This window comes from Massilicoli timonensis (genome assembly GCF_900199515.1).
In the GTDB taxonomy this organism is placed as follows: Bacteria; Bacillota_I; Bacilli_A; order Erysipelotrichales; family Erysipelotrichaceae; genus Massilicoli; species Massilicoli timonensis.
This window is the reverse complement of the sequence record NZ_LT963434.1, coordinates 1,032,048-1,057,156: the sequence shown is the minus strand read 5'-3', so window position 1 is coordinate 1,057,156 and position 25,109 is coordinate 1,032,048. Positions and strand designations below refer to the sequence as shown.

The following is a 25,109-nucleotide window of genomic DNA, read 5'->3' as shown; positions in this document are numbered from 1 at the left end:
CCTTTCATCGGTCTATGTCGTGCCGCTTTGTGCGGGTCTGTGTCTGCTCCGGCTGGTCGGCGCGGAGTGCAATATCCACGCATTTGCGGATTTTTTGAAGTTCGGAAACATCGGCGCGGGTATCTTTCAGTTTGGCATAATCGCTGTCCCTCTGTGTTTTGAGGTCGGCATATTCCTGTTCCCATTCCGCAATAGGCAAGGTCTTTGTTCCTTTCGGCAGATTTGCATGGAGATAGCGGCTTGCTGCGTTCCATAGGGTCAACTCGGCGCGGTGGGCTTCCTCGTACTTGTCGCGCTTGTTTGTCCAGCCGTTTTGCAGCTTTTTCAGCTCATCGTGAACGGGCTTGTACTCGGTGTAGTTCTTCCCGTATTCAATCAGCTTTTGCAGCTTCTTCATGCGTTCCTCGGCGGTTTTCATTCCTGCCCGGATAGTGTCGGCCTGTTCGCTGACAGAGGAAAGGGCTGCGTCCAGCTCATCAAGGGTAGAGATACCATGCTCGGTCAGATAGTTGACCGCTGCCGCTATGGTTTTCAGTTCATCGGCTGTGTGCTGTTGTTGCCAACGCTGCGAATACTTCCGGCTCTTTTCTCTCTGAACGCTCAAATACTTCATCAGCAGATTTGCAAGGCCGGGGGATTGTTGCGGCTGTTCCGGGGCGGTTTCCCACGCTTTGAACAGGTCGGCAATCCATTCTTTGAGCTTTCCAATCTGCGCTCGGATTTCCCGTATAAGGCGGTTTGCCTTTTGGATATTCCGGTTCAGTTCGCCTTTCTCGGTGGCAATACCTTTCTTCTCCATCTGGCAAGCCGCCACGCCCATGTGGACGGTGGGTATCTCGCCAATGCCGCGCTCGGCGTTGCTGCGGTGGTCGATACGCTCCGGGCTTCCGGCTCGTTCAAGGTAGGCGTTTGAAATATCCGCCCATGCCTTACGCCACAAGAGGGCGTTGCCCTTGTCGTTCCAGCCGGTCAGGTCAACTTTGTGCGTCTTGTATCTGCCGCTTGGCAAGCGGATACGCTCGCCGTTTTCATCAAGGTCATATTCCTTTTGGGACTTTGCCGCCCATGCGCCGCGCTCGTCAAGGGGGCGCATGGTAAGCATGATGTGACAATGGGGATTGCCCTTGCCGGTGTCGTGAATGGCATAATCAACGCACATTCCTCTGGAAACAAATTGAGAGGAACAGTATTCCCGGACAAGTCGGATTTGTTCCTCTCTGGATAACTCTATGGGGAGCGCCGCGTCAATCTCTCTGGCAAGCTGGGCGTTCCCGGCTTTCTCGTAAAGCTCCACGCTGTTCCACAAGGTTGAACGGTCAGAGAAAGAGGGCGGGGCGTGGGGTGGCAGCATAATTTCCGTATGGACAACACCGCCTTTGCGGGTGTAGTCGTGTGTCATTCCGTCCCACTCATTTGTCAGCTTTTCGCCGCTTCGGTAGGCGGCTGCGGCAACGGCTGATTTGCCCTTGCCCCGGCTGACAATGCTGATATTACAATGATAGATGGCTATGGGTATCACCTCCCGGATAAAATGAAAACCCGCAAAAATGGTACAGACGCCAAAGGCGGGTATACTGTTTTTGTGGGTGTGCAGGGATAGCCGCGTAAGCGGCGCAAGGGGTGCAGCCCCTTGTTGCGGCAAAGCCGCCAATGTCGGTCAGAGAGGGAAGCAAGCGGCTTTCTCTCTGTGCCGACAAGCCCTCGGCAGAGCGCACGCACCCGTAAGGGTGTATAAGTGCGCCCTTTGTACCAAAGGGATTATTCGCTTTTCCCGCCCTCGGTGCGTTTTTTCAGATAGCCCCGCGCTTCCTCGCTCGTCAGGGCAAGCCGGAGAAAGGCGGCGGCTTCTTCGTCGGTCATGGTCTTTGCTTCTGGCACAATGCTCTCAAAGACCGCACCCCGGACGATCAGCCGATGGCTGCGCGTCCTGCGTTCCTCTTGGGATAACTTTTGCCGCAACACCTTTTCCCGATTTTCAAGCTGCCGGATTTTCTTCTTCCCGTCCTCAATCTCGGCTTGCAATTCCTCGCGTTTTTTTCTCTCGGTTTCGTCATGGGTGGTCACTCCTTTCTACCTGTCGGCATAGAAAAAGGACAGTCGATTTCCTCGGCTGTCCTTTTGATTAGGGTGTTTGGTTTACTCCGTTCTGCTCAATAAATGGGAATATTAAATATCAATACGCCCTTTAATACATTCCTATTAAAACATCAGCTTCGATTGTCAAATGTGTGAGAGTACGCCAATCAACGCAATCTTTTTCAACGCAAAAGAGAAGCGGCGTCATTTCAATAAACGACATTCTTTGTTCTGATGACAACTGTACGGTGGCTGAAACCGTTTCTCTTGAAATGGTTTTAAGATATTTCTCAAAATATTCAACGACAGACTCATTTGAATAATCTGGATTTTTCAAGTGTGCTTGCACTTTAGTCCTGATTTCCCTCAAATGATTTTTCGTAGGAATTACTTTCACAACATATCCGTTAGGAGATAGCAATCGCTGAAATTCTTTGTAGTGTGCAGGCGAAAATATGTCTAAAATACAATCCATACTTCCGTCTTTCAAAGGGATTTTTGATAAGTCAGTAACAAACCACTTCACTGCTTTGCGCTTGTCTTTTTTTGATGCAATCTGTATTGCCTCCCTTGACAAGTCAAAGGCAAAGATGTTTCGTTCTGTTCTTTGCTGTATCTGCCTTGCATAGAAACCCTCGCCGCAACCAACATCTAAAATGTTTCTTATAGATGGCGTATCAGAAATAAACTGTATGATTTTCTCCAACACAACATCATACATGCCATACTCCAAAATTTGGTGCCGGTTGTCAAAAGACCGCTTGCTGTAGTTGGTTTTGGGCGATGATTTTAACAACAAATTTACATACCCATATCTTGAAATATCAAAGCAATGTCCATGTCTACAAATTAGGCTATTGCCTTGTATATCCATTGATTTTGTGCAAATTGGGCATTGAAAATAAACCTTGCTGTCTGCAAAGCGTGATAAATTATTATTCATTTGTTTTTCCTCCGTAATTACATCTCTGCTTCAATAAGCGAGTTATGCAATACGGATAACCGCAACATAACTCGCGGTTTTATCTTAATCTCATAAATGTAACCATTGTGTTGTCCTCCAATCAATTCCGCAGTATTACTCTGCTTTTAGAAAAAGTATAGCACAAAACTATGAACATTTCAACTCTATTTCAGCCTGTCGGCGACGTTGCTCTCTCTGGCATACCGCCCGCCGTTCCTCGCTGTATGGGGCGGTCAGACGGAAAGAGAAGCGGCCTTTCTCAATGTCAAACTCCATGCAGCCCGTTTCCGGGTCTGCGTCAGTCTGCTGGCAGATCGCCGGATAACGGCGGCTGTATGCAAGCAGACGCTTTTTCAAGGCGGTGTTGTGGGTGCGGATATGGATAAGGGGGTCTTTCTCGTCAAACCAAATATCGGTGGTCTTTTCCTGCTTGGTAAGCCCTGTTCTCATGCAAACTCCTTTCTGTGCCCCTGTTACGCAATAGGGGCATTTTTCGGGTGTTTTCTCCGGCTCTTGACTTGGAGAAAACGGCGTTTTTGACGATAAAAACCGCCCGGACGTGGAATGTATCGTCGGGGCGGCTGTTATCGCAAGATTTCCGATTTTTCCGGCTCTTGACCGTCAGACGCAGATAAACACGAACTGTCGGCAAGTATCGTCTTGAGCAGCTTGTCGCGGAATGTTTCTGTGCTGCTGTGATTGAAAAATAACTCCGCAACAATAGTCTGCCCGTTTCTCTGCGTCGTGATAATACTGTCGGGGTTCCGGGGCGCGGTGGGCGTCCCGTTCTGTTCTGTCATAGGCGGCTCCTTTCTCCGGGCGCAAAAGAGGGACTTCCCGTAGCCGGAAAATCCCTCTTGGTTGTCGGTTATTCTGTTTTACTGTGCGGGCTGTGCGGCGGCGGTCTGCGCCTTTCTCCTTGCCCGGTATTCCCGCGCCTTGATACGGTCATACTCCCGCTGCTTTTCAAGGTTTCGCGCCCGGTACTCCCTTGAATACTGCCGGTGATAGGCGCGGCTCTTTTCCTTTTTGGCTTCTTCGATTTCCTCCCGCATTTGCCGGATTTCCTGCTCCGTTGGCTCTGTAAGCTGTGTCACTTCGTTCTCAAATTTGCCGATATAGTTGAAATATATCCCGATGTGCTGAATGGCTTGTTTTGCCCTTTTCTTGTCGCGCTCATGCACTTCAATCCGGCTGATAAACTCGTTGAGAATGGCGGGGGTCAGGTCGGTAAAGGCAGCGTAGCGTTCCGTCAGCTTCAAAAACTTCTGCGCCCGTCCGCCCGCGTTCTCAAAAGCGGATAGCTGCTCTTGCAGCTCGGCAAGCTCCGCTTTCAGCGCATAGTATTCTTCTGAATACTTCTGCGACATTTGCTCATAGCGGTCTTGCGGGATCGTGCCGAGGGCGTTGTCCTCATAGAGCTTGTTCAGCACCTTGTCAATCTGTTCAAGGCGCGTCGTGATTTGCGGGATACGCTTCTGCTGTTTCTTGGTCTTGTCGGTCTGCTGCATGGCAAGGTTCTTTTTCACTAAGGCTTCAAATTCCGCCCAGTTGCTGATAGAATAGTCCTCGATTTTCTTCAGCACTTCCGCGATGGTCTGCATGAGCAAATCCGCGTCAATGATGTGCGGGGAATTGCATTTGGGGTTTTTGGCTTTTCCCTTGTGGTACTCGCTGCAATAGGCAACATGACGCTTGCCGCCATTCCGATAATCTATGCGAATGTGCATTTTCGCACCGCAATCCTTACAGAAAAGCAAGCCCGACAAAGGGTGGATTTCCCCGTCCCCGTTGGGGCGTTTGACGGGCGCATTTTCCAAAATCCGCTGTACGGTTTCAAAGTCGGTGCGGTCAATAATCGGCTCATGCACATTTTCGGTTATCTGCCATTGGCTCCGGTCTACATAGTGGTTCCGCTTGTCGCGGAAGTGCTTTGTGGTCTTGAAGTTGACAACATCACCGCAATACTCCTGCCGTGTGAGGATATGGGTCAGGGTGGCTTTGTTCCACTTATAGCGGTTGGCCTCATTGAGCGCCCTGTTTTTACAGGTTCCCCGCCCGCGCTCTTTCATGTAGAATGTGGGCGTTGGGATTTGCGCCTGCGTGAGATATACGGCAATTTGGTTTCGGTTTTTTCCGTCCAGAAACAGGCGAAAAATCAAACGAACAACTCCGGCGGCTTCCTCGTCGATAATCCAAAAATCCTTGTTGTCCGGGGATTTGACATAGCCATAGGGGGCTTCGGTGGCAATCGGCTTTCCACTCATGCCCTTCGTCTTAATGCCGGTCTTTACTTTCTTGCTGATGTCCTTTGCGTACCACTCCGACATGATGTTGATAAAGGGCGCAAACTCCAATGTATCGGGCTTTTCGCTGTCTATCCCGTTGTTGACTGCGATAAAGCGCACATTGTTCCGTCTGAATATCTCCATCGCATTGCCGACTTGGAGATAGTCACGCCCCCAGCGTGTCAGGTCTTTCATAATGCAGACACCGATTTTCCCGTTCTCTACATCGTCCATCATGCGGGAGTAGGCAGAACGGTCAAAAAATCTGCCGCTTTCGTCATCGTCAATGTAGTGCCGGATATTGGTTAAGTGCTGCCCTCTGGCGTAGTTCTCCAAAAAGATTTTTTGGTTCTGTATCGAGTTACTCTCACCGCCGTCCCTGTCCTCGTCGCCCACGGAAAGGCGGGAGTAAAGGGCTGTAATTTTACTATAATCAGTCATGTGCATAACCTCCTGTGCGTCCATATAGGCTTCCTTTACACTTAAAATTATGCACTCCAACGTGCGCTGCCGTATTCTGCGCCCTTGCGGTATTTGCGGGCATTTTTCCCTTTGAAATAGACAATCAGACGGATAACCACCGCGCCCACAATGCCAATAAGCAAATCCAACGGGTGAACGCTCGGCAAGGCATTTGAAAACGCTTCGGAAAATCCCTGTGTGATATTGAGTATCTTTTCGGAAATATCCGCGCCGGGGGCAAGCCGCACCGCCTGTCCCACCTTATCAAAGAGATAGACAAAGAACACATACGGGATATTCGGGATTATCAGCTTTTTGTAGTTTATCTGCTTCATATCTCGCGCCCCCTGTCTATTTTCTTTACCTTGTCGCGGGCGGCGTTAAGCTGCTTCGCCTTGTCCTTTGCTGCGGCAAGGGCTTTGCGGATAGAGGGCTTTTTATCCCTGTTCAGCTTCTTTGCGGAAAACTCTTGAAACGCTGCGGTCATAACGTCCGCGTCCCTGCCTTTGAAAAACACAAGGTAACGGGTCTGTTCGCCCTTAACCTTTTTCAGCGAAAAATCTATGTTGTATTTCTTCGCGGTACTCTCAAAGGCTTTGATATTGCTGTCGGTGATCTCGATGTTGGAAACCCCCGCATTTTGCTTCATAAGCTGCCGCATGGTCTGTTTCCCATGCGGTGCTTTGCTTTTCTGCTCCAAAAACTTCTTGATTGCTTTCTGTAACGCCTGTTCGGTAAGCCTTGCCGCGCCTTTTCCCACGTTGACGGATAGGGCAATCGTTTTTTGGGTTACTTCCTCCTGCAAGGTATCAACTCCTTTCCCGGTAAACTGCGGCTATGCTCATTTGCTGCCGTAAAAGTCGTGATTGACAAGGGCGGTATAGTAGCTGTCAATGGTACTCGGCGCGTTGAACAGCACCGCTTTTAGATACTGCTTGATGTTGCGGATTTTGGTTGTGTTCTCCCTCATGCAGTCCAAAACAAACTCAACGTGGCTGCTGTTCAGCTTCATAAACTTTGATTTGACAAGTTCGGCGGGGTAGTCGTCCCCGGCGATACGGATTGTCTTTCGGGCTGTGCAGACGGTTTCCAGCATGATTTCTACAATCTCGTCCAAACGGTCTTTATCCATTTTGGGGTCTTGAATGAGAATGTCATAGTCGATGTTTTCTTTGATGATTTCCCGATAAATCTCTATTGCACTGTTTGTTTTCGCTTCCGTTCTTTTCCTTTCCGGCGGCGCAGCCGCTTCGTCCTGCTCATAAGGCAAGGGATTTAGGGAATGGAAAGGAATGGAATGGGTACTTGATAGATCAGTAATTGATTGTTCTTTACTTGATATATCTTTATTTAATTGCGTTGGATTTTCCAACGTAGGTTTTTCCTGCGTAGGTTTTTCCAACGTTGGATTATCCAATGTTGGATTTTCCAATGTAGGTAAATCCAATATAGGCGGCTGTCCGCCGCTGGTAGCTGCTTCCGGCTCTCGCGGCTGCGGCTGCTCGTATATGACGTAATCTGCGCCCCGCAAGCGTCCCTTTTCGTCGCGCTCCCGGCTGCGCACGATATATCCGGCTTTTTCGAGTTCCTTTACCGCTTCGCGGATTGCGTCGATCTTCTCCCGGTTGATATGGGATAAGCCCGCAAGGGTATAATCCCAATCTTCGGGCAGCGAAAGCATTTGCGACAACAAGCCCTTTGCCTTTAAGGACAATTCCTTGTTTCGCAAGTGGTGGTTGCTCATAACGGTATATCCCGTATTTCGCTCCACTCTGAAAACTGCCATATTTCCTCACTTCCTCTCTTGGTATGCGTGGACAATTAGAAAGCCGTTTTCGGCTGTTTTGGTATTGCAATATGCCCTTTGCCGTTTTCGCGTCTGCAAAGCCGCATGACACAAGGGCTTTTGCCCGTCTATTTGTCCATGCTGGCGGGCGTTTTCCGCGTCCTTTTGCCGGGGCAATAGGGACACTCTTTGAAAACGCAAAACTCATATTTCCACCCGGGGCGGTAGAAACGGCAAGTGCCGCAATCTTCATCATCTCCGGCACAACCGGATTGATAGCGGTCAAATCCCGGCTTCTGCTGCATGAGCAGTTCAAATGCCCGCTGCTTGCCCTTTGTGAAATACATTCCGGCTGCACCTCCTTTCCTGCGGGCATAAAAAAACGGCGTTACTTTCTCCCCCAAAGGGGTTAAGGTAACGCCGTTTGTGTGCGTATTCAGTTTTTAACACATTCCCTGTCTATCCGCTGTCCGCAAAACCATTGATTTTATTAGCTTTTTGCCGCTATCGCTATCACACCTCATTATTCCAGCGGCCCGGATTTCAAGCCATGCTTGCAGACATTGAAGCCGGGAAAGTCGGCACCGTCATAGTCAAGGACATGAGCAGGCTGGGGCGTAATTACTTGCAGGTGGGATTTTACACGGAAATGCTGTTCCCTCAAAAGGGCGTGCGTTTTATCGCTGTCAATGACAACGTGGACAGCGCAAACGGCGGCATGGACAATGATTTTACCCCTCTGCGGAACTTATTTAACGAATGGCTGGTGAGAGATACGAGCAAGAAAATCAAGGCAGTAAAGAAAGCAAAAGGCATGAGCGGCAAGCCTGTAACCAGCAAGCCAGTCTATGGCTATCTCATGGACAAGGACGAGAACTATATCGTTGACGAGGAAGCCGCCCCGGTTGTCCGGCAGATTTACCAGCTTTGCCTTGCGGGAAATGGCCCGACCAAGATTGCCCGTATGCTGACGGAGCAGCAAATCCCCACGCCGGGGACGCTGGAATACCGCAGGACGGGCAGCACCCGACGCTACCACCCCGGCTATGAGTGCAAGTGGGCGACAAACACCGTCGTCCATCTGCTGGAAAACCGGGAGTACACTGGCTGTCTGGTAAACTTCAAGACGGAGAAGCCCTCTTACAAGGTCAAGCACAGCGTTGAGAACCCCATCGAGAAGCAGGCTATCTTCCCAAATCACCATGAGCCGATTATCGACACGGAAACATGGGAGCGTGTGCAGGAGTTACGCAAGCAGCGAAAACGCCCGAACCGCTATGATGAAGTGGGGCTGTTCTCTGGTATGCTGTTCTGCGCCGACTGCGGCCATGTGCTGTATCAGCAGCGGTATCAGAACAAGAACCGCAAGCAGGACTGTTATATCTGCGGCAGCTACAAGAAGCGTACCCGTGACTGTACGGCACACTTTATCCGCACCGACCTTTTGACGGCGGGCGTGCTTTCCAATCTCCGGCAAGTGACGGAATACGCCGCCAGGCATGAGAGCCGCTTTGTAAAGCTGCTCATCCAGCAGAACGAAATCGGCGGCAAGAGAAAGACCGCCGCAGCCACGAAGCAGCTTGAACAGGCCCAGACACGCATTGCCGAAGTGAACCGCATTATCAAGCGGCTGTATGAGGACAATGTAAGCGGCAAAATCAGCGACGAGCGTTTCATGGAGCTGTCGGCGGACTATGAGCAGGAGCAGCGGGAACTGAAAGACCGGGCTGCCGCTTTGCAGGAGGAACTTTCCAAGTCGCAGGCCGCCACCGTCAACGCCGAGAAATTCATGGGGATTGTGAGAAAGCACCTTGCTTTTGAAGAATTGACCCCCACCCTCTTGCGGGAAATGATTGAGAAAATCGTCGTGCATGAGTGCAGCTATGACGAGAACGGCACCCGCAGGCAGGACATTGAGATTTATTACAGCTTTGTCGGCAAGATAGACTTGCCGGAAGCCTAACGCCTGACCTATCCGACACAGCCCTAAGTGCCGGATAGGAACGGCAAAATTTTTTACACTTCTATTACTTCTTTATCGCACATTAGCAAATTGCCAAGGTATGGGGCAATGAAAGCGATGTGGAGGAGAACAACGTAGAAGCGTATATTTCCTTCTTAAGAAAAAAACTGCGTTATTTAGGCAGCAGCGTGCAGATCGAGAATATTCGCAAGGTAGGCTATCGTTTGGAGAAAGCATATGCTTCATAAACTGCATCGAAAATTTATCTTGATCAATATGCTCTGCGTGTTGAGCGTGGTGGCATTGGTGCTGGGCATCCTGTATATGACGACGACGAAAAAGAATGAAGAAATCGCGTATCGGCAGTTGAAACGGGCGTTAGAAGAACCGTATGCGGTAAAAAAGGAAGGCTTTTTACAGGTGCAGGTCTTTCAGACTGATTTTCAATTTCAGGTAATCAGAGGCAGCAATCCGATATTGGAACAAAGCGTCATGCAGGATATTGCCGATCGCATCGCACAAAAAAACGATACGTTCGGTGTGCTTTCCGCTTATGAGGCGCGTTACTTATATGAAGTTAAATGGAATGGCATTCAGATTGCCATCATGGATCGCAGTCATGAGAAGCAGGGCTTGCAGGCGCTGCTTGTAAACAGTATCCTGTTGTTTCTGTTGGCGCTTGTCGCTTTCATCATAATCAGTTGGTATTTAGGGAAATGGGCATTGCGTCCGGTCGATCGTGCATGGAAAGCGCAGAAGCAGTTTATCAGCGATGCCTCTCATGAATTAAGAACGCCGATCACGGTCATTTTAGCAAATACGAATATTTTGGCGCATCATCCGCAGGATGCGATCGCAGATCAGATGAAATGGATCGATAACACACAGACAGAAGCAAACCGTATGAAGCAGCTGGTGGAAAATATGTTGTTTCTTTCCCGCAGTGATGAACAGTCGCTGCATTATGAGAAAACACGGTTGAATATCAGCGATGTGCTGGAACAAAGTACGCTGGTGTATGAGGCGATCGCTTATGAATCGAAAATCACATTGGAAAGTGAAATCGAAAGTGATTTGTGGATCAAGGGCAATGAAGCGTTGATCCGGCAGCTGATCACCATTTTGATGGACAATGCCTGCAAATACTGTGAACATGAAAAAAGGATCATATTGCAGGCGAAACGGATACAGAATCAAGTGGAGATCGTACTTCGTAACACCGCAGCAAACCTTTCTCAGGAAGATCTAGAGCATTTGTTCGAGCGTTTTTATCGCAGTGAGAAATCAAGAAACCGCAAACAGGGCGGCTATGGGTTAGGTCTGTCGATTGCCAAGACGATCTGTGAAAAGCATCAGGGAAGCATCCGGGTCGAAAACAAAGATGGATTTGTGGTGTTTACTGTCATCCTGCCATTAGAGAAAGCGTAAGTATGAAACAAAAAAGCGGCATACTGATTGTAGTGTGCTGTTTTTGCCTTTTGCCCTTTATTGACCAAATGGTCGATTCATGCTATTTTTATAGAAACAACAGACAAGGAGATTGTTATGACAAGTGAAAAAACCGGAAGAAATAAAACGATCAATACCTCAGTAAAGGAAGGCGCGATTTATCTGGAGCGCTGCATTTCGGTTAAGGAAAAGCAGGATTCACTTGATCTTGTGATGGATAAAACAATTCTAGGCGACAGCATGCAAGTATGTGCGCTATTACCGGAAAACAGCGTGGATCTGATCATTGCCGATCCGCCTTATAATTTAACAAAGACTTTTAATGGCACTACTTTTTCAAAAAAGAAGGCAGCTGATTATGAAACTTATACAAGAGAATGGATCAGTGTCGTGAAACCACTGTTAAAAGAAAGTGGCTCGATTTATGTTTGTTGCGACTGGGAAAGCAGTCTGATCATCGGTAAAGTGCTGGCAGAGTTTTTTCATGTGAGAAATCGTATTACTTGGCAGCGGGAAAAAGGTCGCGGCGCTAAAGCAAATTGGAAAAATGGCATGGAAGACATTTGGTATGCGACAAACAGCGATCAGTTTACCTTTCATTTGGATGCGGTCAAAATCCGCAAAAAAGTAATCGCACCTTATCGTGTTGATGGAAAGCCGAAAGACTGGATGGAATCAGCGGAAGGGAATTACCGCGATACATGTCCTTCTAACTTTTGGGATGACATTACGATTCCATTTTGGTCAATGGCAGAAAATACCGCACATCCTACACAAAAATCTGAGAAGCTGATCGCGAAGATCATGCTTGCTTCCTCTTCCGAAGGTGATGTTGTATTTGATCCTTTTTTGGGTTCCGGTACGACGAGCGTAGTCGCTAAAAAACTGGGGCGTCATTATGTCGGCGTCGAACAAGATCTGAAATATTGCATATGGAGCGAGCAGCGCCTTGCAATGGCAGAAAACGATCCTAATATTCAAGGATATGTGGATGGTGTATTCTGGGAGCGTAATTCTTTGCCTATGCAGAAAAGCAGAAGCAATGCTTCACAAAGCCGAAAAAGAAATGATAAAAAGTCGAAAAAGGCTTAGGAAAAGATCGAATGATCGATCATTAAGTAAGATAGTGGAGGTGTCGGCAGATGTATCATAAAGAGGTTATAGAAGATCTGATTGCATTTATTGGCAGTTTGGATGGATTGGGAGATAAGACTTCATTGGCCGCTAAGGTACAACAGCGTTTCGCCTTGGTAAAAGAACGCAGCGTTTATTATGGAGAGTGGTTTGCAATCCGTTTTTGTAAAGCGTCCGGCAGTGCTTTTTCCAATACGGTACTTTCGCTTTCCACCTTACATAAATATGACAGGCTTCCCTTTATCGTTTGCCTGGTTACACCGTCAAAAAATATTTTGATGCTTGCTAATTCCACCTTTCTGCGCAAAATCAGCCATTCTTCACAGGAACTGCGTTGTGATAATATCGTGGGCAGCTTCAATGGCAGCGATATTATGCGTACTTTCGCAGGCGTAAGCAATGCTCCTGCACATTTCGCTTTTCTATTTGCATCTCATTGTAACTATCCTTTTGCGGAAAATTTAGCACGACTGGTGGAAGCCACCAATCAAATTATCCCGGTCGGTCATAAGTTCGTCCCTACAACTGAACAGCTGTCCTGTATCTATGCGTCTATAGACAGGACAAGATCTTTCTTTTTATCTGATGCCTATCAGATGTTAAATGATGATCTGGATCAGCGTGTAAAAGCCGTGCAATCAGAGATCGCGATTGCTGCCTTTATAGAGAATGTCAATTTGCGTGGCAGGATCATAGAATATCTAATTACGGCAGAGGACGATTTGAAAGATACATTGATTCATTGCTTAAAAGAGCATACACCGCTTCCGCAGATTTTTACTGCAGATAAATTAGGAGATTATGAAAAAGCGTTCACGCATTATCATACCGCAACCGATATAAGGACGAAAGTTTTATTTTTATCAAGCAATCCTAAAGGCTATAATATCGATAAAGTCCTTGCTTTCCTTTCGCAAAAGAAAAGCGTGTATTTGATTTATATCATCGCAATTGATGAAAAGAAACAGATCAGTACAAGACTTTGTTCCATGTATCACCGGCAGCTTTTATCAGCTACAAGAATCATCAGCCACTGGGCAGGGCGCAATTCCCGTGGAGTTACGCAATATGATGGAAAAGCGCTGGAAGAAATTGTTTTTCACTTCGATGAGACAATCGAAACGGATCAAGCAAAAGCGTTTTTAACAAAATGCCTGCATGATGAAAAAGCTTGCGTATAAGAAGCGGGAATAGGAACAGATAGATGTCTAGAAAAGAGTTTCTATCTATTTTGTTGTGATGGTTGATCATTATTTCTAATTATCAAAAGATGGCTTATCATCCATGATAAACCATCTTTATTTTCAGATCAGGCAATTTTGAGTGGTTGATCGCTTTAACTTCGTTTCAAATAGTATAATAGATATTCGCGATAAGCGCGTTTGACATTGCCCGGCGCCAGTTTCAAAAACATAATGATTCTCCTTTACAAAGGGAAGTCAGCCCTTTTACAGGCTGACTAGATTAAGATTTAGAATGGATAATGGAACGATAGCCTAAATAAGTGATATAGAAATAGGAACCGTATATGATCACAAGGATCGCTGCCGTATAGGCGGAGCTGGTGAAAATATCCAGTCTGCCAAATAGCTGCACAATATCACTGACAAAGCGTATGCCGAAGAAAGAATGGATCATACCTACAATCAGCGGTATGATGAAGTACAGCGAAATCTGTAACAGTACCGCGTGATTGATCATGCGTCTTTCACAGCCCAACTGTACAAGGGTTCGATAGCGCTGCTGGTCGCTGCTGGCGCTGGATAACTGCTGCAGTGCCAACATGACTGAGCAGGCAATCAGAAAGACCGTACCCAGATATAAGCCAATGTAGGTAAATACAGTAGAAAGGCCGACTGTATTGCGTCTGACATCCTCCTTGCCTTCTAAATCAATGGCCCAGTATTCCGCACCATCGGCAAGCTGATCTTCCGTTGTGTTCTCTAACGTATCCTGTACGCTTTGATAAACCGATTTGCGCCATTCTATGGATTCTTTGTCTTTAGGAGTTAAGTTGATGGCGGTGAGATTGAGCGGCGCATCTGCGGGAATCAGATTGTCCGGCACGACGATACCGAAAGCAATCACTCCCATATTCGGGGTCGTATAACCGTTGTATAACTGCTCGGATACGGCTTTGACACGAACCGATGTGCCATAAACCGACAAGACCGGCTTGTCTGACATCACATCCGCTAAATATTGATGGACCATGTCAGTACTGCTAAAGGCATATCCTTCCTTATCGCCAAGCGTGAGTTCCTCTTCCCCGATGTGGCGTAAAAACTGGTTAAATTCAGATAGTTTGACATATTGGATCGACGTATAAGAAGATACGTTTTTCAATAATGTCTGTGTGGTTTCCTGTTGTGCATATTTCGCTAAAGTATTGACAGGTTCCCCTTTATAAACATGGAAATAATGAATTTCCTCAAAAAAGTCTTTTTCCAAAACAACCGCCGCATCCGGATCACGCAGTCCATCAATTGAGATCGAGGCGTCATAAGGCGTTGACAGGATGACGGTGGAATTGATCGATTCCCGCAGTGAGAAACCGGTGGACAGCGCTCCGATGGACAGCAGCAACAAAATAGAAATAATGCTCATAGAAAAGAAATTGCTGTTGATGTTGGCGTTTAACTGCCGTAGGACAAACATATTCAGTTTGCGGTAATAAAAGCGCTTGCTGCTTTGAATGAATTTTAATAAAAAGCCGCTTAGTGAAAAAAACAGCAGGAATGTACCGGCCAGACCGCAAACCAGCATGATCTGCAGCTGTGTCGTGTCGATCAGATAGGCGCCGCGGGAAGATAAATAATAAGCATATCCAAGCAGCCCAAGCGATACCAGAAATAAGAATACTGACAGATACAGGTTTTGCAGATGGGATTGCTGATGCTTTTGATTTGCCTGCAATAGATCGATCAGTTTGAAACGGTTGATCTCAAAACTGTTCAAAATGATGGTGACCGTAAAGATCAAAGCAAATAACAGGATCGTCGCGATCGTTGCACCCCAGGAAAAAATAAAGTGATAGTTCAATTCCACTTCAAACAAAGAAGCCGTCAATATGCTCAAACACTGTGATAAAGCAATTCCCAGCATCATGCCCGCCACAAGTGAGATCAGACCGATCAATACGGTTTCATAAACCAAGATGCGGTCGATCTTGCCATTGGGCATGCCCAGCAGTTGATAAAGGCCGAATTCCTGTTTTCTTCTTTTGATCAGGAAACGATTGGCATATAAGATCAGGAAAGCAAATACGATCGCCACAAAGATCGACAGAAAATTCATGACGATACCGGTTGTTTCCAGGATCGCGTGTTCCATTTCATTTAGCGACAGCACTTCTTTCTGCTGCTGAAAGGAATTAAAGGTATAAAACAAGCAGACAGAGAACGCCAGCGTCAGGAAATAGATCATAAAATCACGATAACTCTTTTTGACATTCTGATAAGCTAACTTAAAGTACATTAGAGGAATCACCTCCAAGCAAGGTTACCACTTCGATGATGCGGTTAAAAAAGTCCTTGCGCGTGTCATTTCCTTTACGGATCTCATTGAAGATCTTGCCATCTTTGATAAATAAGATGCGGTTGGCATAAGAAGCGGAAAATGCGTCATGCGTAACCATCATGATCGTTGCATGATAGTCTTGATTCAGCTTTGTCATAGAATCTAATAACATCCGGCTTGACTTAGAATCAAGCGCACCGGTCGGTTCATCAGCTAAGATCAGCGTCGGATTGGTGATCAAGGCGCGAGCAGCCGCTACACGCTGCTTCTGACCGCCGGACATCTGGTAAGGATACTTTTTTAAGATATCGGTAATTTCCAGCTTTTCTGCTACTTCTTTTACGCTTGCTTCGATCTGCTTCGGCGCTACTTTGGAAATCGTTAATGCCAAAGCGATATTCTCATAAGCGGTCAAAGTATCTAATAAGTTAAAGTCCTGAAAGATAAAGCCTAATTCTTCCCGTCTGAATTTAGACAGATTGTTTTTCTTGATGCGGGTAATGTCCTTCTCATTTATGATGATATGCCCGCTTGTTACATGATCGATCGTTGCAATACAGTTTAGCAGTGTGGTCTTTCCGCTGCCGCTGGGCCCCATGATACCGATAAATTCCCCTTTTTCCACTTCAAAGGAAATGTTGTCTACCGCTTTGGTAATGTTGCCCTTGCTGCCGTAATACTTTTCTACGTTTGAAACGCTTAATACTGTTTCCATGTATAGTCCTCCTTATGATTTGAAAAGCGAAGATCCTCGCATTGCAGATATAAGATCCCGATTAAGAAAGCGGCCAATAAAGCCATGTGTACTTCTGTAGGGATCGGAAAATCAAACAGCATCGTGCTGGCATGATAGATCCCAAGCAGAACGATCAAAACTGTGATCAATGTATGTTTTTTCATCATATCCACCTCCGTTGTACCTGCATTATAAGATAAGCGATCCTTACAAGCCATAGAAGTGTCTTTCACTTTACTTACATTTTAGTAAGATAGTCAGATTGTAGCATACAATGAGGCAGATAAAAAGAAGCCGTTTGATACAAAGGCTTCTTGTTTGGGAGAATTGCCTAAAACTGGTAATGACTGCCCAAAGGAAAGGTAATGATCATGGTCGTTCCCTGCTGTGGGGTACTTTCTGCGCGTATGCCCAGATACATTTTGGCACACAGCTTCGCGCATAGATATAAACCGATGCCGGTTGATTTTTCGTGAGAGCGGCCATTGCTTCCGGTAAAGCCTTTTTCAAAAATACTCGGCAGATCGGCAGCGCTGATGCCGCAGCCGTTATCGCTGATGCGCAGGCAAACCTGCTGTTCTTCCTTGTTGGCAGAGATGGTGATCGTTCCATGATCATCGCAGTATTTCAAGGCATTGACGATGATCTGATCTAAGATGAATTCAAGCCATTTCCCATCGGCATATACCGTTTGTTCCAAATTGTCCAAGGTCAAAGTGATATGGCGGTAGATAAAGGAAGCGGCGTGTTTTTTGACGACCGCATGAACCGGTTTGGAAAGTGTAAGCTTGTTGATGATATAGTCTTTTTCCACCGTATTGCTTTTGGCATAAAAAAGCGCCTGTTCCACAAATCGTTCCACTTTCTTTAATTCCTCTTTCAAAGGCGTGCTGGTAGCGGAAGGATGATTGTCTAGGATGAGGTTTGCGGAAGCAAGCGGGGTCTTGACTTCATGTACCCACATCTCCACATATTCTTTGTATTCCTGCTGTGCTCGCCGATAAACGCTGATTTCATCGATCATGCTCTTATCGACTTCACTTAAACATTCATACAAGATGCGTCCATCCATAAACTGCGGTTCTTCCAATATTTCGGTGATCAGGTATTTTTTATCTAACGCATCCAGCGTTTCTTTTAGATCGCGATAGAAAAAATGACGGCGCTGATATTCCACAAATAAAATCAGCATGACAAATAATAAAAACATGACGTCGATGAAAACGATCTGATCCTGAGTTACCTTCGATACCGCTAAAAACAAGGTCGTCAATGAAACGACGAGCAAGGCGGCTAAGATCAGGTAGAGTTTTTCTTTTAAGTAATCAGTGATCTTCATAAATGATATACCCTAAGCCTCGTTTGGTAACGATAAAGTCATTCAGCTGCAAATATTCCAGTTTTTTGCGCAGTCGGTTGATATTGACCGTTAATGTGTTGTCATCGACAAACAGATCGCAATCCCACATGTGCTGCATCAATTCATTGCGGGAAACGATCTTGTTTTTGTTTTGAAACAGGCAGTGCATGATGCGCAGCTCGTTTTTGGTTAGATCGACCGTTTGATTCTTCCATGAGATCGTGCTTTTGGATATATCCAGCACACATTCGCCAATGTGTAAAGTCGTATTGTTGCCGGACTCATAGACACGCATCAAGACCCGCGACATATGTGCCAACAGTACCTGTAAATTATAAGGCTTGGTAATGAAATCATCCGCTCCTAGATTTAAGGAGATGAGTTCATCCATATCGGAATCACGGCTGGTTACGATAATGATGGGAATCTCGCTTGTTTTGCGGATCTCGCGGCAGATCACATGGCCGTCTACGATCGGCAGATTCAGATCCAGCAAGATCAGATGCGGCGCGCAGTGCTTTACGTATTCCACGACTTGTTCAAAGTCATCGGGGGTGCAGGTTTCATAACCGTTGTGATTGAGAAAACTGCATAATTCGGTACGAATGGTTGGATTATCTTCCACGATCATAATTTTATACATAAACATCACCTGCTCTTATGATAGCACAAAATCGCAAAATGTAACGCTTTTTTATGGGAAAACGCCATCTTGTGCGTAAGAAAGGCAAAAGCAGGAAATGCGAAATGAAGCGTTAAGAAAGCGGATAATGGGATATACTAACAACAGATGACACATAAAATAAGATGAGGCTGGTGGAAAGATGAAAGAGCGTATTTCACAACTTGTTGAGCAGGCAAAAGCGGAAGCGTGCAAAATGGGCAATCATTATGTGGGCAGTGAACATCTGCTGCTTGCATTGATGAGGCAAAAGGACAGTGCGTTTACCCGTTATCTGGAAAGGCACGGTGTCTTTTATCATCAGGTACAGGAGGATCTGATGGTGCTGTTTGGGATATTAGATGGGGTGATCAAGGAAGAGGACGTGCAGATGACGCAGGTGGCACAGGAGATCATTGACGATGCCCGCTCCTTGGCGGAAAAAAGCGATGATGAAGCTGAAAAGTGTCTTGGGAATGCCCTTTTGGCATATGAAAACAGTGTTGCCGGGGAGATGCTGCTACGCTATGGCGTCGATCTGGAGGAATTAAAAGATCAGTTGGCGGACGTAGCGGGCATACTGGCACGTTATGAGGAACTGTGTGATCTGGCGCAAGGCAGCGCATCAAGCTTGATCGGCAGAGAGCAGGAGCTGGCGCAGATCATGGAAGTGCTCTCGCGCAAAGAAAAAGCCAATCCGCTGCTGCTGGGCGATGCGGGCGTAGGAAAAAGCGCCGTTGTGGAGCAGCTGGCATGGCTGCTGAAAAAAGATCAGGTGCCGCAGCATCTAAAAGGCTGTCGTATTTATGAACTGAATTTGAATGCGCTGGTCGCAGGAACAAAATACCGCGGTGATTTTGAGGAAAAACTACAAAGGCTGTTACAAATGTTAGCGAAGTATCCGCATATCATCGTCTTTATTGACGAGATCCACATGATGATCGGCGCCGGCAAATCAGAGGGTTCGATCGATGTCGCTTCGGTGCTGAAACCTTATTTGGCGCGGGGAAAGATGCGCTTGATCGGTGCGACCACCTTGGAGGAATATGAAAAGCATATCGAAAAGGATCGGGCGTTGCAGCGTCGTTTTCATCCGATCGTATTAAAAGAACCGCAGGTGGAAGCGATGCGGCCTTTATTAAAGCAAAAGGCGAAGGAGTACGGCGCCTTTCATGAGGTAACGGTGGAAGCGGACGCACTGGATGCGATCATCGCTTATTGTGAACGTTATATGCCGCAGCGCCGTTTTCCCGATAAAGCGCTGGATGTGCTGGATCTGGCCTGTGTGAAAACGACTTTGCACGGAAGCAAGATCGTAACCAGAAAGCAGGTTGCGGAAGCGATGGAACAGATGACACATATCCCTTTTACCAAACGGCTTTATCACCGGCAGCAGGATGAACTGAAACGGTTATTTGCCGGTCAGGAGGAACTGGCGGACAAGATCGTTGCTTATTTGAAGCATCTGCGTAAAGAAGGTCCTAACCTTGGCGTTTGGCTGTTTCGGGGAGAAGCGCACAGCGGAAAAAGAAAGATGGCAAAAGCGATCGCCAAACTCTATTTTGCCCAAGAGGAAGTGTTTGCGTTAGATGGACGTACTTGGAAGCAGCAGATCGAGGAAGTGATGCGCAAGATCAAGCGCACGCCCTTTTGTGTGCTTTCCATTCATCATATCGAAGCGGATCCTGCTTTGGAAGCGCTGCTTTGTTCTGCTTTTGAAAATGGATCGTTAGAAACAAACGGCTGGCAGGTATCATTTCGGCATGTCTTGATCATTTTGCATGATGAAAAGCAGGAACTCCCGAAAGCGATGTATTTTACCAAAGCGTCTGCCGGTCATGCTTTAGGCATGGTGCAGCCGTATTTAGAAGCGTGCTTCACGTTTCAAAAGCTCAGTGAACAGCATCAGATACAGATCATTCAGAAAATGCTGGATGCCTGTCGGATCGAGGTGAGTGAAGAAGCGATCGGACAGCAGTTAAAGCAAAGCACTTCTTTGCGGGATGCCTATCATAAGGTGAAGCGAAATCAATTAGAAAAGGCGGGGATCGGTTAAGATTCCTTTCTTTTTGACGCTATTTTGGCAGCAATCACATATTTCTGTGTTACAATAAAAAACACAAATGAAACAAAGAGGATGGAAAATATATGAAATATAGTACAATCGTAGTAGCAGCGGGAAGTGGAAGCAGAACCGGCCTTGGTTACAATAAGATGTTTTACCGTCTGCCATCGGGCAGATGTATCATTGAAGAAAGCGTACGCTTGTTTTTGCGTGATGACGACTGCCGTGAGGTCATCATCGTTTGTCGCAAAGAGGAACAGGCGGATTTTCAAAAGCTGTTTGCGGCAAAGAAGATTCGTTATGTGAGCGGCGGAGCGACCAGAGGGGAAAGTGTTTATCATGGACTATGCACGGTAACGCAGGATCATGTGCTGGTGCATGATGGGGCGCGCCCTTATTTAGATGAAGAAAGCTTGAAACGGTTACTGAAAAAGACGGCGGAAACCGGTGCCTGTCTTTTGGCAGTACCGGTCAAGGATACGATCAAGGTCGTGGAAAACGGCTTGGTCAGCGCTACACCGAAACGGGAACTGCTTTGGTGTGCACAGACGCCGCAGGCTTTTTCCAGCGCTTTGTTAAAGCAGTGCTATGAAAAAACGATGAAAGAGCAGGCAGTGCTGAGCGATGATGCGGCAGTGGTGGAATATTGTGGGCATGCGGTCCATGTCGTAATGGGCAATTATGAAAACAGCAAGGTAACGACAGCGGATGACCTGCACTAGTGCTATTCACAAAGCAGGGTATTTACGTTATAATACAGGAGAAAGAGAGGAATTGCTTATGGAGTTTGTTTCGCTTTTGGGAACGGTGGTAATTGTGATGCTGTTGATCTGGCTGCTTCCTTATTTGTTGTGGTTTTTCATCATCATGGGAATCGTGATCTGGGTTGCCGGCTTTTTTACGCGCCGCAAGATCAGAAAACAGCAGCAGTCCTATTTTCGCCAGTTTCAGGATCAGACAAATGAGCAGAGTTCCTATTTTCACGATGATGATATCGAACGCGGGAGCGGCAGTGGTGATATCATTGATGTAGAATATAGCGAGAGGGAAGAATCATGATGCTGAAAAATGCGAGCTATGCGCAGAAGGAACAGATTCGATCGATCTGGCTGTCGCATTTTGCCAATTATGAAAAGGCAGAGGTCCAGCATTATTTCGATCACGGCTATGATGATCATGCGACGATCGTCATTGACGATGATGATAAAGTGATCTCAACGATCCATATGCGAGAAGAAACGCTGATGCTGATGCAGCAGAAGCTGGAAGTATCTTTTCTTTTGGGCGTTGCCACGATCCCGGATTATCGGCGCTGCGATTATATGAAAGATCTGATGCGTCATGTGCTGGATGAAGAAGCGCATAATCATCTGATTACGCTGATCGACGCCTTTTATCCGAAACTGTATGAGCCTTTCGGCTTTGTCAGCGTTTATGATAAAAAGCAGTATCAGATCTCGCATAAGTTATTGGAACAGGTCAGCAATGTCAATGTGCATGCGGCAAACAGCGGTGCACAGCTTTATGAAGTCTATCGCAAATATATTCGTCATTTTGACGCTTATATCGTTCGCGATGCCGGTTATTTTGACGAACTGATCGAAAAATATCGCTCAATCGGCGGCATTGCGGTCTATGAAACGGCAGCAGGCGTGCAGGGCTATGCCTGCTATATCCGTAAGGAGCATTATGCGGAAATTAGGGAAATCGTTTATCTCGGTTCTGCGGCCATCATGAAGCTGGCGCATTGGATCATGCGGGACGATCCTTATATCATGATCCATGTTTCACAGGATGAAAGCTTAGAAAAGCTGTTTCCGCTTGCGATACCCAAACGGGTGCCGCATATGATGGCACGTATCAATCACCCGGCGCTGTTTCAACGCTTATATGGGCAGAAAGCCGCTTCAACAAAGGAAGTGTTTGCCTCATTAAAGAAGCCGATGTTTCTGCATATGGAAATGTAAGTATCTGATCGATCAAAGAGGCACTGAAATAAAGTGCCCTTTTTGTATGCTTTTCATATGGGAGGACAAATACAAAAAGAAAAAGTCCGCCTTTACGAACTCTTACTTTTTGATCTTTAATTTGATTTGTTTCTCTTTTGTTACTTTCGGATGCTTTTGACGATAGTGTGCTGCCAGAAAGTGCAGCGCCGCATAATAGATCGCACCGATGCAGATCGCGCCGCAGCAAATCCAGATGACCACTTCATCGTATTCATTCTCAATGGCAAGCAATACGAACAAAGCGGCGAATACCAGATACAAGACGCCCAGCAGGATCAGTTTGCCCGTATCGGCCTTATCTGCTAAATTTTCGATCACGCCCGGTTTGTCAGAAACATCAAAATCGGGAATTTGTGTCAAATGCGGCAGCAGTCTGAAACGCAGCTGAAATTCCAATGCACCGATGATGACAACACCGATCAATGCGGCGATCAGTACATCGACATGAAACGAGTAAATCAGCGCAGCTGCGGTTACTCCTAAAATATAACGCATGCCGATCATCTGAAACGTGCTGTATTTTTCCGGAGTGATCACATATCCGACATGATTGCTTTTCTTATAATAAACATAGCGATTGTGCTTATCTCGGTAGATATTCCTGCCTTGCAAGACGACCTCTTTGTTTCTTGTAAATAAACCCATTCTTATCACCTCTGTTCTATATTATATATGGAAAGTAAAGCATCGTCCACAAGCAGATTACAAATTATTAGCGAAAGTTTTGCACTTATTAGCAATCGCTTCGCTCATTTATTGTATTTTAGTGCGCCTCGTTATATAATGATGCTGTAAAACTGAATACGCTATCATCAGTTAGAAAAGGAGAAAGATAACCATGATTTTTGGAAAAGATCAACAGACGCTCGAAAGCACCAAGAGCGTGTTCACCGCTACGGAAATTCACCAGCAGCCGGCAACCTGGCGTAAGACCATTGCCCAGATCAAGAGTGAAAAAGAAGCGATCAAAAAATTTATCGCCAATGTGACAAAGCATGAGGATTACGACATTATCCTGACCGGCGCCGGTACCAGTGAATTTGTCGGCAACGCGCTGTTCTCATACTTAAACAAACTGACAAACTATAAAACGAAGTCTTATGGGACAACGGATATTGTCGCAACGCCTGAAAACTATCTGTCTGCGACAAAGCCGACCCTGTTAATCTCGTTTGGCCGTTCCGGTAATTCGCCTGAATCAGTTGGCGCAGTAGAAGTTGCGGATGTCGTTTGCGGGAAAAACGTCTATCACTTGGTCGTAACCTGCAACCATGAAGGGGCACTGTCAAAAGCGGCGCTTACCAGAGATAATGTGTATGCGATCAATTTAACACCGGAAACGCATGATCAAAGCTTTGCGATGACGAGCTCTTATTCCAACATGATGCTTGCGACATTGCTGTGCTTCCACTTGGATGAATTAGAGGAAACGGCAAAGACCGTGGAAATGATCATCAAGTCAAGTGAAACATTCTTAAATGAAAACTGGAAAGAGATCGCTGCGATTGCCGATGCATATGACTTCAACCGCATCGTTTATCTTGGCAGCAACGCATTAAAAGGGGTAGCGCAGGAATCTCAGCTAAAAATGCTGGAACTTACGGCAGGTAAAGTCGCAACGATGTTCGATACGCCGATGGGCTTCCGTCATGGACCGAAATCCATCATCAATGATGAAACTTTAACGGTCGTATATTTGAGCGATGATCCATATACACGTACTTATGAAATGGATCTGGTAAAAGAAATGAGCGGACAGCGCAAAGGAAATAAGATCTTGGCTGTCAGCAACGCCTATGATGAAACCTTAAAAGGTTTGGTAGACTATTATTACGCATTTGAAAACGAAAGCAGCGCAGACAATATGTTCTTGGCATTTAACTATATTCTGGTTGCACAGGTGCTGGCGCTGTTCAAATCGCTGTCTTATGACATTACGCCGGACAACCCATGTCCAAGCGGCGAAGTAAATCGGGTTGTGCAAGGGGTTACGATTTACCCTTATACAAAATAAAATAGAAAAGGAGAGGAATTATGATTGGTATTATTGTTACAGGTCATGGGAACTTCGGTTCCGGATTAACGAGCTCATTGAAGCTGATTGCTGGAGAACCTACGGATTATCAGTATGTGGACTTTTTGTCTGAATACTCCGTGGAAGATCTGGAACGTGAATTGAATAAAGCGATCGACGCGCTGAAAGACTGCGACGGCATTCTGGTGCTTTCTGATTTAGGCGGCGGATCTCCGTTCAAAACATCGGTTGTATTGTCCATGCAGCATGAAAATATGGAAGTGATCGGCGGTACGAATTTACCGATGCTGATCGAAATGTCAATGGCAAGAAACTTTGTAACCGATGTGAAGGCATTGGCGGATATGGCGGTGAATACCGGTAAAGATCAGGTCGTACGCTATGTGTTCCAGGCAGTAAACAACGGACCTGCTGATGATGAAGACGGTATTTAGTTAAAACATTTGCGAAGAAAGAGGCTGTAAGGAAACAGACGATGTCAAAGATCAATGAGGTCGTGCGAAAAAGTTACAGCTTCTTTTTTTTGTTTGTTTTATGCGACTTGTTTTTATGGATTTGTATGTAAGCAAGGTAACAGAAGTGTATGAGTGAATTGCAAGCGT

27 protein-coding genes are annotated in these 25,109 nt (G+C 46.3%); 11 read left to right on the top strand and 16 right to left on the bottom strand.

Features of this window, described 5'->3' with window-relative positions:
• Positions 1-4: 4 nt before the first annotated feature.
• The 10 genes from mobQ to C1712_RS07150 all read right to left on the bottom strand — a co-directional run bounded on the left by mobQ (position 5) and on the right by C1712_RS07150 (position 7,923).
• Positions 5-1,642, bottom strand: coding sequence for a MobQ family relaxase (gene mobQ, locus C1712_RS07195; protein WP_002584967.1), 1,638 nt, complete (start codon positions 1,640-1,642; stop codon positions 5-7).
• A 116-nt stretch (positions 1,643-1,758) separates the two neighbouring features.
• On the bottom strand, positions 1,759-2,064 hold the full coding sequence (locus C1712_RS07190) for a DUF3847 domain-containing protein (protein WP_002584968.1): 306 nt from the start codon (positions 2,062-2,064) through the stop codon (positions 1,759-1,761).
• Between the two features lie 121 nt (positions 2,065-2,185).
• Positions 2,186-3,019: a methyltransferase domain-containing protein gene (locus tag C1712_RS07185; protein WP_002584969.1), complete on the bottom strand. Its 834-nt coding sequence runs from the start codon at positions 3,017-3,019 to the stop codon at positions 2,186-2,188.
• Between the two features lie 168 nt (positions 3,020-3,187).
• A complete protein-coding gene (locus C1712_RS07180; protein WP_002584970.1) occupies positions 3,188-3,490 on the bottom strand; it encodes a hypothetical protein in 303 nt (100 codons plus the stop codon).
• 134 nt (positions 3,491-3,624) lie between these two features.
• A complete protein-coding gene (locus C1712_RS07175; RefSeq protein WP_002584971.1) occupies positions 3,625-3,840 on the bottom strand; it encodes a transposon-encoded TnpW family protein in 216 nt (71 codons plus the stop codon).
• Positions 3,841-3,918: 78 nt separating this feature from the next.
• On the bottom strand, positions 3,919-5,769 hold the full coding sequence (locus C1712_RS07170; RefSeq protein WP_015572847.1) for a recombinase family protein: 1,851 nt from the start codon (positions 5,767-5,769) through the stop codon (positions 3,919-3,921).
• 47 nt (positions 5,770-5,816) lie between these two features.
• Positions 5,817-6,125, bottom strand: a complete 309-nt coding sequence (locus C1712_RS07165) for a conjugal transfer protein TraG (protein WP_085533496.1) — start codon at positions 6,123-6,125, stop codon at positions 5,817-5,819.
• Positions 6,122-6,595 (bottom strand): PcfB family protein, encoded by a 474-nt coding sequence (locus C1712_RS07160; RefSeq protein ID WP_006775667.1) that lies wholly within the window; start codon positions 6,593-6,595, stop codon positions 6,122-6,124. Before C1712_RS07160 ends, C1712_RS07165 begins: the two co-directional genes overlap by 4 nt.
• Positions 6,596-6,631: 36 nt before the next feature.
• The gene (locus C1712_RS07155; protein WP_021748558.1) at positions 6,632-7,576 is read right to left on the bottom strand and encodes a DUF6017 domain-containing protein; all 945 of its coding nucleotides are present in this window, start codon (positions 7,574-7,576) and stop codon (positions 6,632-6,634) included.
• Positions 7,577-7,704: 128 nt separating this feature from the next.
• Positions 7,705-7,923 (bottom strand): hypothetical protein, encoded by a 219-nt coding sequence (locus C1712_RS07150; protein WP_008979746.1) that lies wholly within the window; start codon positions 7,921-7,923, stop codon positions 7,705-7,707.
• A 134-nt stretch (positions 7,924-8,057) separates the two neighbouring features.
• On the opposite strand from C1712_RS07150, the gene C1712_RS07145 reads away from it, so the two are divergent.
• The 5 genes from C1712_RS07145 to C1712_RS07125 all read left to right on the top strand — a co-directional run bounded on the left by C1712_RS07145 (position 8,058) and on the right by C1712_RS07125 (position 13,303).
• A complete protein-coding gene (locus C1712_RS07145) occupies positions 8,058-9,539 on the top strand; it encodes a recombinase family protein (protein ID WP_367657914.1) in 1,482 nt (493 codons plus the stop codon).
• An 89-nt stretch (positions 9,540-9,628) separates the two neighbouring features.
• On the top strand, positions 9,629-9,787 hold the full coding sequence (locus C1712_RS07140; protein WP_102268092.1) for a winged helix-turn-helix domain-containing protein: 159 nt from the start codon (positions 9,629-9,631) through the stop codon (positions 9,785-9,787).
• The gene (locus C1712_RS07135; protein WP_102268090.1) at positions 9,777-10,967 is read left to right on the top strand and encodes a sensor histidine kinase; all 1,191 of its coding nucleotides are present in this window, start codon (positions 9,777-9,779) and stop codon (positions 10,965-10,967) included. The genes C1712_RS07140 and C1712_RS07135 overlap by 11 nt, the downstream gene beginning before the upstream one ends.
• Positions 10,968-11,084: 117 nt before the next feature.
• Entirely contained in the window at positions 11,085-12,080 is a 996-nt protein-coding gene (locus tag C1712_RS07130) for a DNA-methyltransferase (protein ID WP_102268088.1), read from the top strand.
• A gap of 50 nt (positions 12,081-12,130) precedes the next feature.
• A complete protein-coding gene (locus tag C1712_RS07125) occupies positions 12,131-13,303 on the top strand; it encodes a hypothetical protein (protein WP_102268086.1) in 1,173 nt (390 codons plus the stop codon).
• Positions 13,304-13,586: 283 nt separating this feature from the next.
• On the opposite strand, the gene C1712_RS07120 is transcribed toward C1712_RS07125, so the two are convergent.
• The 5 genes from C1712_RS07120 to C1712_RS07100 form a co-directional block, all read right to left on the bottom strand.
• A complete protein-coding gene (locus tag C1712_RS07120; RefSeq protein WP_102268084.1) occupies positions 13,587-15,599 on the bottom strand; it encodes an ABC transporter permease in 2,013 nt (670 codons plus the stop codon).
• Positions 15,589-16,356: an ABC transporter ATP-binding protein gene (locus C1712_RS07115; RefSeq protein WP_102268082.1), complete on the bottom strand. Its 768-nt coding sequence runs from the start codon at positions 16,354-16,356 to the stop codon at positions 15,589-15,591. Before C1712_RS07115 ends, C1712_RS07120 begins: the two co-directional genes overlap by 11 nt.
• The gene (locus tag C1712_RS07110; RefSeq protein WP_146003320.1) at positions 16,341-16,541 is read right to left on the bottom strand and encodes a hypothetical protein; all 201 of its coding nucleotides are present in this window, start codon (positions 16,539-16,541) and stop codon (positions 16,341-16,343) included. The genes C1712_RS07115 and C1712_RS07110 overlap by 16 nt, the downstream gene beginning before the upstream one ends.
• Before the next feature lie 167 nt (positions 16,542-16,708).
• Positions 16,709-17,716 (bottom strand): sensor histidine kinase, encoded by a 1,008-nt coding sequence (locus C1712_RS07105; protein ID WP_102268078.1) that lies wholly within the window; start codon positions 17,714-17,716, stop codon positions 16,709-16,711.
• A complete protein-coding gene (locus C1712_RS07100; RefSeq protein ID WP_102268076.1) occupies positions 17,703-18,380 on the bottom strand; it encodes a response regulator transcription factor in 678 nt (225 codons plus the stop codon). The genes C1712_RS07105 and C1712_RS07100 overlap by 14 nt, the downstream gene beginning before the upstream one ends.
• Before the next feature lie 181 nt (positions 18,381-18,561).
• Here C1712_RS07100 and C1712_RS07095 point away from each other — a divergent pair, with 181 nt between their 5' ends.
• The 4 genes from C1712_RS07095 to C1712_RS07080 all read left to right on the top strand — a co-directional run bounded on the left by C1712_RS07095 (position 18,562) and on the right by C1712_RS07080 (position 22,430).
• Positions 18,562-20,454: a Clp protease N-terminal domain-containing protein gene (locus C1712_RS07095; protein WP_102268074.1), complete on the top strand. Its 1,893-nt coding sequence runs from the start codon at positions 18,562-18,564 to the stop codon at positions 20,452-20,454.
• A 92-nt stretch (positions 20,455-20,546) separates the two neighbouring features.
• A complete protein-coding gene (ispD, locus tag C1712_RS07090; protein WP_102268072.1) occupies positions 20,547-21,185 on the top strand; it encodes a 2-C-methyl-D-erythritol 4-phosphate cytidylyltransferase in 639 nt (212 codons plus the stop codon).
• A 58-nt stretch (positions 21,186-21,243) separates the two neighbouring features.
• Positions 21,244-21,522 carry a hypothetical protein gene (locus tag C1712_RS07085; RefSeq protein WP_102268070.1) on the top strand — a complete coding sequence of 93 codons (279 nt, stop codon included), beginning with the start codon at positions 21,244-21,246 and terminating at the stop codon, positions 21,520-21,522.
• A complete protein-coding gene (locus C1712_RS07080; protein ID WP_102268068.1) occupies positions 21,519-22,430 on the top strand; it encodes a GNAT family N-acetyltransferase in 912 nt (303 codons plus the stop codon). Before C1712_RS07085 ends, C1712_RS07080 begins: the two co-directional genes overlap by 4 nt.
• A 102-nt stretch (positions 22,431-22,532) precedes the next feature.
• On the opposite strand, the gene C1712_RS07075 is transcribed toward C1712_RS07080, so the two are convergent.
• The gene (locus C1712_RS07075; RefSeq protein WP_102268066.1) at positions 22,533-23,117 is read right to left on the bottom strand and encodes a hypothetical protein; all 585 of its coding nucleotides are present in this window, start codon (positions 23,115-23,117) and stop codon (positions 22,533-22,535) included.
• A gap of 193 nt (positions 23,118-23,310) precedes the next feature.
• Here C1712_RS07075 and C1712_RS07070 point away from each other — a divergent pair, with 193 nt between their 5' ends.
• Both C1712_RS07070 and agaF read left to right on the top strand, forming a co-directional pair.
• A complete protein-coding gene (locus tag C1712_RS07070) occupies positions 23,311-24,486 on the top strand; it encodes an SIS domain-containing protein (RefSeq protein WP_102268064.1) in 1,176 nt (391 codons plus the stop codon).
• Between the two features lie 20 nt (positions 24,487-24,506).
• The gene (gene agaF, locus C1712_RS07065; RefSeq protein ID WP_102268062.1) at positions 24,507-24,941 is read left to right on the top strand and encodes a PTS galactosamine/N-acetylgalactosamine transporter subunit IIA; all 435 of its coding nucleotides are present in this window, start codon (positions 24,507-24,509) and stop codon (positions 24,939-24,941) included.
• The last annotated feature ends 168 nt before the right edge of the window (positions 24,942-25,109 follow it).

Excerpts from the sequence above, each read along its gene's own strand:
- C1712_RS07185 (WP_002584969.1), bottom strand. The coding sequence starts at position 3,019 with ATGAATAATAATTTATCACGCTTTGCAGACAGCAAGGTTTATTTTCAA.
- C1712_RS07180 (WP_002584970.1), bottom strand. The coding sequence starts at position 3,490 with ATGAGAACAGGGCTTACCAAGCAGGAAAAGACCACCGATATTTGGTTT.
- C1712_RS07175 (WP_002584971.1), bottom strand. The coding sequence starts at position 3,840 with ATGACAGAACAGAACGGGACGCCCACCGCGCCCCGGAACCCCGACAGT.
- C1712_RS07170 (WP_015572847.1), bottom strand. The coding sequence starts at position 5,769 with ATGACTGATTATAGTAAAATTACAGCCCTTTACTCCCGCCTTTCCGTG.
- C1712_RS07165 (WP_085533496.1), bottom strand. The coding sequence starts at position 6,125 with ATGAAGCAGATAAACTACAAAAAGCTGATAATCCCGAATATCCCGTAT.
- C1712_RS07155 (WP_021748558.1), bottom strand. The coding sequence starts at position 7,576 with ATGGCAGTTTTCAGAGTGGAGCGAAATACGGGATATACCGTTATGAGC.
- C1712_RS07150 (WP_008979746.1), bottom strand. The coding sequence starts at position 7,923 with ATGTATTTCACAAAGGGCAAGCAGCGGGCATTTGAACTGCTCATGCAG.
- C1712_RS07135 (WP_102268090.1), top strand. The coding sequence starts at position 9,777 with ATGCTTCATAAACTGCATCGAAAATTTATCTTGATCAATATGCTCTGC.
- C1712_RS07130 (WP_102268088.1), top strand. The coding sequence starts at position 11,085 with ATGACAAGTGAAAAAACCGGAAGAAATAAAACGATCAATACCTCAGTA.
- C1712_RS07125 (WP_102268086.1), top strand. The coding sequence starts at position 12,131 with ATGTATCATAAAGAGGTTATAGAAGATCTGATTGCATTTATTGGCAGT.
- C1712_RS07120 (WP_102268084.1), bottom strand. The coding sequence starts at position 15,599 with ATGTACTTTAAGTTAGCTTATCAGAATGTCAAAAAGAGTTATCGTGAT.
- C1712_RS07115 (WP_102268082.1), bottom strand. The coding sequence starts at position 16,356 with ATGGAAACAGTATTAAGCGTTTCAAACGTAGAAAAGTATTACGGCAGC.
- C1712_RS07110 (WP_146003320.1), bottom strand. The coding sequence starts at position 16,541 with ATGAAAAAACATACATTGATCACAGTTTTGATCGTTCTGCTTGGGATC.
- C1712_RS07105 (WP_102268078.1), bottom strand. The coding sequence starts at position 17,716 with ATGAAGATCACTGATTACTTAAAAGAAAAACTCTACCTGATCTTAGCC.
- C1712_RS07100 (WP_102268076.1), bottom strand. The coding sequence starts at position 18,380 with ATGTATAAAATTATGATCGTGGAAGATAATCCAACCATTCGTACCGAA.
- C1712_RS07095 (WP_102268074.1), top strand. The coding sequence starts at position 18,562 with ATGAAAGAGCGTATTTCACAACTTGTTGAGCAGGCAAAAGCGGAAGCG.
- ispD (WP_102268072.1), top strand. The coding sequence starts at position 20,547 with ATGAAATATAGTACAATCGTAGTAGCAGCGGGAAGTGGAAGCAGAACC.
- C1712_RS07085 (WP_102268070.1), top strand. The coding sequence starts at position 21,244 with ATGGAGTTTGTTTCGCTTTTGGGAACGGTGGTAATTGTGATGCTGTTG.
- C1712_RS07080 (WP_102268068.1), top strand. The coding sequence starts at position 21,519 with ATGATGCTGAAAAATGCGAGCTATGCGCAGAAGGAACAGATTCGATCG.
- C1712_RS07075 (WP_102268066.1), bottom strand. The coding sequence starts at position 23,117 with ATGGGTTTATTTACAAGAAACAAAGAGGTCGTCTTGCAAGGCAGGAAT.
- C1712_RS07070 (WP_102268064.1), top strand. The coding sequence starts at position 23,311 with ATGATTTTTGGAAAAGATCAACAGACGCTCGAAAGCACCAAGAGCGTG.
- agaF (WP_102268062.1), top strand. The coding sequence starts at position 24,507 with ATGATTGGTATTATTGTTACAGGTCATGGGAACTTCGGTTCCGGATTA.